This is a genomic window from Chryseobacterium sp. CS2K3 (assembly GCF_059515185.1).
The window spans coordinates 468,815-475,655 of record NZ_JCAKRW010000002.1; the positions used below are offsets into that span (position 1 = coordinate 468,815).

Sequence of the window (6,841 nt, forward strand, 5' to 3'; positions counted from 1 at the left end):
TTTTTAATTTTAATAGAATAAACTGATCAGTAGATCAATGATTTTGATTCCGATGAATGGAACAATGACTCCGCCCAAACCATAGATCAAAAGGTTTCGTCTCAGTAATGCACTGGCTCCAATAGGTTTGTAAGCCACTCCCTTCAAAGCCAATGGAATAAGAAAAGGAATAATAACGGCATTGAAAATAACGGCAGACAATATTGCTGTTTCCGGGCTGTGAAGATTCATGATATTCAACTTCTGAAGTGACGGTATGAAGGTGATGAAAAGTGCCGGAATAATTGCAAAATACTTCGCAACGTCATTCGCTATACTGAAGGTTGTCAACGTTCCTCTCGTCATCAACAACTGTTTCCCGATTTCTACAATTTCGATCAGTTTTGTGGGGTCATTATCAAGATCTACCATATTTCCGGCTTCTTTCGCTGCCTGTGTTCCGCTATTCATTGCCACTCCTACATCTGCCTGTGCCAGTGCGGGCGCATCATTTGTACCATCTCCCATCATCGCTACCAGCTTACCTTCCTGCTGTTCCTTTTTGATATAATTCATTTTATCTTCAGGTTTGGCTTCGGCAATGAAGTCATCTACACCAGCTTTTTCAGCGATAAATTTAGCTGTTAAAGGATTATCTCCTGTTACCATTACCGTTTTCACGCCCATTTTTCTAAGTCTTTGGAAGCGTTCCTGAATTCCAGTTTTAATGATATCCTGAAGTTCAATGACACCCCATACTTTTTCATTAACAGATACAACGAGAGGAGTTCCTCCATTTTCAGAAATTGTAGTTACAGCATCCTGTGTTTCCTGGGGAAAGATGTTCCCGTTTTTTTCAGTCAGTTTTTTTATCGTGTCATAAGCTCCTTTTCTGATTCTGGTATCTTCAAAATCAATTCCTGAGGTTCTGGTTTCTGCTGTAAAATCTATATAAGTAGGATTGGGAACCAATAAATCCTGTTGTTTTAATTGGCTAAGCTCAATAATAGACTTTCCTTCGGGAGTTTCATCAGCAACAGAGCTTAAAGCAGAAGCTTTAATAAAGTCTTCAAGTTTAATTCCATTGGCAGGATGAAATTGAGTAGCTTTTCGATTTCCTATCGTAATGGTTCCCGTTTTATCAAGTAATAAAACATCAATATCTCCCGCTGTTTCTACTGCTTTACCACTTTTAGTAATCACATTTGCTCTTAACGCTCTGTCCATTCCCGCAATCCCAATTGCAGAAAGCAGTCCTCCAATCGTTGTCGGAATAAGACAAACGAAAAGTGAAATAAATGCTGCAATCGTAATCGGAGTCTGCGCATAATCTGCAAAAGGCTTTAAAGTGAGCGTAACAATAATAAATGTAAGGGTAAACCCGGCTAATAGTATAGTTAATGCGATTTCGTTCGGTGTTTTTTGTCTTGAGGCTCCTTCTACAAGCGCAATCATTTTATCAAGGAAAGATTCGCCCGGTTTCGTGGTTACTTTTACTTTAATTCTGTCTGATAATACTTTTGTACCTCCTGTTACAGAGCTTTTATCACCTCCTGCTTCCCGAATTACCGGAGCACTTTCTCCTGTAATGGCAGATTCGTCAATGGTGGCAAGCCCTTCTATGATTTCTCCATCCATTGGAATCTGATCACCAGCTTCACAAAGGAAAATATCACCAAGTTTCATTTCTGCTGACATTTTTAGAGCTGTCTCTACCTGAAATCCGGGTTTGTTATCTACAACAAGCTTTGCAGGTGTTTCTTCACGGGTTTTTCTCAGGGTATCAGCCTGCGCCTTTCCTCTGGCTTCTGCAATGGCTTCTGCAAAATTGGCAAATAAAACCGTAAAGAATAAAATGATAAATACTAAAAAGTTATAGGAAAAACTTCCCTGGGTTTTATCACCGGTTAAGCTGAACATGCTTACAATAAACATGACCACAGTTCCTATTTCTACCAGGAACATTACCGGATTTTTAAACATAATTTTCGGATTTAGTTTTACGAAAGACTGCTTAATCGCTTCGTTTACCAAATCTCTTTGAAATAATGTTTGTGATTGATTTTTCATTTTTTTGAAAGAGTTTATATCATTATCAATAATAACCATCAAGGGCAGCCAAATGAATAGAAATGGATTATATTAAAGTGAACGTTTCAGTAAGTTTTTGAGTGCTTCTTGACCTTCGGCTTCCTTAATGGTTGAATATTGATTTTAATTTTTAATGTTCACAATTTATTTAGAGAAATACTGTATCTGTTCTGCAATAGGACCCAATGTCAAAGCCGGAAAGAATGATAATGCTGCAATCAGCAGGATCACTGCCAGCGTCATAAAACCAAATGTTGCCGTATCCGTTTTCAATGTTCCTGAACTTTCCGGTATGTATTTCTTCTGAGCTAATAATCCGGCAATCGCAACAGGACCGATGATTGGGATAAATCTTGAAAGAAGTAAAACAATTCCCGTGGAGATGTTCCACCAAGGTGTATTATCTCCCAATCCTTCGAATCCTGAACCGTTATTGGCAGAAGAAGATGTAAATTCATACAACATTTCACTAAAACCATGAAAGCCCGGATTGTTCAATGTTTTTGCTCCAAATTCAGGTAAATAAGCTGTTAATGCAGTTCCTACAAGAATTAAAAACGGATGGAACAATGCAACAATCATTGCAATTTTCATTTCCTTAGCCTCAATCTTTTTACCCATGAATTCTGGGGTTCGTCCTACCATCAATCCACTGATGAACACCGCAAGAATGATAAAAATGAAATAGTTCAGAATCCCAACTCCACAGCCACCATAGAAACAGTTGATCATCATGGCAAGCAGTTCATTCATCCCTGAAAGAGGCATTGTACTGTCGTGCATAGAATTTACAGAACCTGTAGAAATAACCGTCGTGGCAATGCTCCAATATCCAGAAGCGGCACTTCCGAAGCGGATTTCTTTACCTTCCATTGCCCCCAGACTACTGTCCGCACCCATTTTTGTTATCAAAGGATTACCTCCTGTTTCATTAACAATATTGGGAACTGTAAGGGCGAGAAAACCAACAGTCATAACCGTAAATATTACCCAGGAAAGTTTTCGTTTATTTAAATAAAAACCTAGTGCAAAAACCAATGCAAACGGAATGATCATCTGAGTAATCATTTCTGTCATATTCGTTATATAATTCGGATTTTCAAGCGGATGTGCCGAGTTGGCTCCGAAAAACCCACCACCATTGGTACCCAAATGTTTAATGGCTACAAAAGCAGCTACCGGACCTCTGGAAATATCAGCTTTCTGCCCTTCCAGTGTTGTAATATGATCTTTACCTTCAAAAGTCATGGGACTTCCATTCATTGAAAGGATAAAAGCTACAAGAATACTTATCGGAATAAGAATTCTGATCATTGAACGGGTAAAATAGTCATAAAAATTACCAAGTTCTGTTGCCGTTTTTTCTTTAAAGGCTTTAAAAAGAACTGCCATAGCTGCCATTCCCGTCGCTGCTGTTACAAACTGTAAAAACATCAGGTAAAGCTGGCTTAGATAGCTCACTCCCGTTTCCCCTGAATAATGTTGTAAATTACAATTAACCAGAAATGAAATAGTTGTATTAAATGCCAGATCAGGAGCCATATTTGGATTACCATCCGGATTTAAAGGTAACCAGCTTTGGGTCATCAGGAGAATAAATCCTATAATAAACCAAACGAGGTTAATCGCCAGCATGGCATACATATTCTGTTTCCAATTCATCTGACGGTTAGGATTAATCCCCGATATTTTATAAATTATCTTTTCAAAAGGACTAAAAACAGCGTCCAGAAAAGTTTTCTTATATCCATAGACATTAGCAATGTATTTACCTAAAAATATTCCGATGACTAATGTAATAGCAAACATTGCTATGATGCCTAAAATCTCTGTATTCATGATCGTTTAAAATTTTTCAGGTTTCATTAAAACATAACAGATATACACAAAGGCAAGTATTGAAAGGAAAAATAAACTCCACATAATTTTATATTCTATCAAAAAATTCAACTGATTTATATAAAAGCCAGAACAATACTGCAAAGAGCAGAATCAAACTTATAAGCATCATATTTTTATTAATAAGGTTAAAAGTGTAAATAATACGTACGATACAATCAGCAAACTAAATGTAGAATGCTCCCGTTTTTTAAACGTTTTTCTTGAAATTGTCATTTTTAAATATTTTATTCAGATACTATATGCCAAAAGAAATTCCATTTTAAGAACAAGGAATATAACTTATTACAAAACAATTAATTATGTAATATCAGAATCTATATGAAAACAAAAAAGCCTATCAAAATGATAGGCTCTTTATTAAAATGATAAATGTATTATTTAAATCCGTACTCTTCCAGTTTACGATATAAGGTGGCAATTCCAATCTCTAAAAGTCTGGCGGCTTCAGCTTTATTTCCTTTAGTATATTGTAATACTTTTTGTATGTGTATTTTTTCTAGCGATCTGATACTTAATGAATCACTTTCAGGAATCGTTTTTTCTGAATAATTAGGTAAGCTTTCAGCATCCAGGACATTATTATCCATTAAAATCAAACTACGTTCTACAGCGTTTCTCAATTCACGGATATTTCCCTTCCAATCGTTTCTCTCTAATGCTTTATAATAGTCTGGAGATACTTGAACCGATGTCAGATGGAGTTTATGAGAAAATAGATCTACGAAATTTTTCGCAAGCATTTTAAGATCTTCCTTTCTTTCCCTTAAAGCAGGAAGATTGATTTCGAACACATTCAACCTGAAAAAGAGGTCTTCCCTGAAATTACCTTGTTTTATTTCTTCTTCAAGATCCCTGTTAGTCGCTGCAATCAATCTGAAATCTGATTTTGAAACCTTTGTTTCTCCCATTTTGATAAACTCTCTGGTCTCCAATACTCTCAGCAGCTTTGCCTGAAGTTCAATAGGCATCTCACCAATTTCGTCTAAGAATAAGGTTCCTCCATTAGCTTCCTCAATCAATCCTTTTTTATCCTTCACAGCTCCCGTAAATGCTCCTTGTTTATGTCCAAAAAGTTCACTCTCAAGAATCTCCTTACTGAAGGCAGAACAATTGATCGCAACAAAATTATTTTTCTTACGTTCACTTCCTTCATGAATCGCATTGGCAAAAACCTCTTTTCCCGTCCCTGTTTCACCTGTTAAAAGAACTGCTGCATCTGTTAAAGCAACCTTTTCAGCCAGTTTCTTTGCATGTAAAATCAAAGGAGAACTTCCGATAACCTGATCAAAACCTTTTGCTGTTCCTGTAATTTGAATTGTCTTGGATTTATTATCTTTAACTTTTTCCAGTACCTTGTACACCAATGGAATAATCTTCTCATTATCATCTCCTTTCACAAGATAATCATAAGCACCATTCTTCATTGCCTGCACAGCATCCGTAATATTACCAAATGCCGTCATCAGAATGATTTCAAGATGCGGATATTTTGTTTTAATAGATTTAATAAGCTCTACCCCAAAAGCGTCAGGCAATCGGACATCACTCAATACAACATCAAAATCATATTGCTCCAGCATTGTCATTGCAGATCGTGCAGTAGAAGCTTCTTTTACATTAAAATTTTCTTGGGAAAGGATCATTCCTAGAAGTTTAAGGAGCTTGATCTCATCATCGATGATCAGAATATTTCCGGACATCATTATTATTTTTGGAAAACTAGTACAAACTTATTGATTTTATTTGAGGAAAAGCTACATATAAGAGAAATTAATTTCGGTTCCGCACCTATTTTAAGGAGCTATTTCCTGCTATCCACTCATACTCCTCGTGCCTTAACATTCCAACATCAAAGCCTTTGCTCTTTCCGGCTCATACTGCGGGGTAACCGTTACTATCAGGGCTAGGGAGGAAGTCTAATGATATGGAATGAATAATAATCAAAAATATTTCTATAGTAGAATCAAAAAATTCTTTTAGTACAAAGAATTTAAGATATAATTCAGTAATAATAAGTATATCTATTATAAAAATAAAAGCGGCTAAAACCGCTTTTTTATTGTATCGATAAAACTAACTATCTATAAGTTATCAAGATTCTCCTTACAATGCTCAGGAGTATCACCTAATGCAACACAACACTGATATTTAGTCAAGCAAACTCCATTTACAGACCCCGAAACATAACACCTTATAATTGATGGTCTATCAGGACACTCCGTGCCTATGCCACCACCATTAAGTGATTTTAAATTTTCTCTTGAGATTTTCACTAAGTTTTTCATTGTTATTTAGTTTTAATATTGCCTACTCTATTTTAGCTTTTCAGCATCCGCTTATTATATCCAAAAATAAGGAATTAATTTATATTACTGAAAATTATAATTAATATGTAACAACTAATTATAAAAAATAAATCACAGTTTAAAATTTTATTTATATAAAATAAAATCATGTATAAATAATGATAATTTTAACTATTCGTCTGGTACACTAATTTTTCAGTGATTATCATTCTTGTCACCCTCTAGGAATCTAAATATTTACTATTCCTTATTCCAGTCATACGTTAGTTCACTTACAACATGACAAAAGCCGCTACAATAAGAATGGTAATGATACCTGAGAGGAGCCACTAAATAAATGATAAATTCAGAATAAAGAATAAAAGTAAAGAGTAAAGAGTAATCTGAAAAAAAAGATTCCTGGAATTTAAGATAAAGAATGGTAAAGTAAAAAGACAAAGAATTTAATAAAGAACCAGTATCAGTACTTGGACCATTACTCTTAGCTGTTTGGTATATATCAAAAAAAAGTCTCATACATTACTGTATGAGACTTAAAAAATAAAATAAAAACTGGCGGCGAC

Annotated in this window: 4 protein-coding genes; all 4 read right to left on the reverse strand. The window is 35.3% G+C overall.

Annotation, left to right across the window (positions count from 1 at the left end; all coding sequences use genetic code 11):
- Nucleotides 1-9: 9 nt before the first annotated feature.
- Complete coding sequence (gene kdpB / locus AC5YGG_RS05350; protein WP_496143429.1) at nt 10-2,049, reverse strand: potassium-transporting ATPase subunit KdpB; 2,040 nt, start codon at nt 2,047-2,049, stop codon at nt 10-12.
- A 165-nt stretch (nt 2,050-2,214) separates the two neighbouring features.
- Complete coding sequence (kdpA, locus tag AC5YGG_RS05355; protein WP_496143430.1) at nt 2,215-3,909, reverse strand: potassium-transporting ATPase subunit KdpA; 1,695 nt, start codon at nt 3,907-3,909, stop codon at nt 2,215-2,217.
- 437 nt (nt 3,910-4,346) lie between these two features.
- Entirely contained in the window at nt 4,347-5,672 is a 1,326-nt protein-coding gene (locus tag AC5YGG_RS05360) for a sigma-54-dependent transcriptional regulator (protein ID WP_496143439.1), read from the reverse strand.
- Nucleotides 5,673-6,053: 381 nt separating this feature from the next.
- Nucleotides 6,054-6,257, reverse strand: a complete 204-nt coding sequence (locus AC5YGG_RS05365) for a bacteriocin-like protein (RefSeq protein WP_438560411.1) — start codon at nt 6,255-6,257, stop codon at nt 6,054-6,056.
- Nucleotides 6,258-6,841: the final 584 nt, after the last annotated feature.

Bases quoted from the DNA above. Each gene is read 5' to 3' on its own strand.
- kdpB (WP_496143429.1), bottom strand. From the start codon at position 2,049: ATGAAAAATCAATCACAAACATTATTTCAAAGAGATTTGGTAAACGAA.
- kdpA (WP_496143430.1), bottom strand. From the start codon at position 3,909: ATGAATACAGAGATTTTAGGCATCATAGCAATGTTTGCTATTACATTA.
- AC5YGG_RS05360 (WP_496143439.1), bottom strand. From the start codon at position 5,672: ATGTCCGGAAATATTCTGATCATCGATGATGAGATCAAGCTCCTTAAA.
- AC5YGG_RS05365 (WP_438560411.1), bottom strand. From the start codon at position 6,257: ATGAAAAACTTAGTGAAAATCTCAAGAGAAAATTTAAAATCACTTAAT.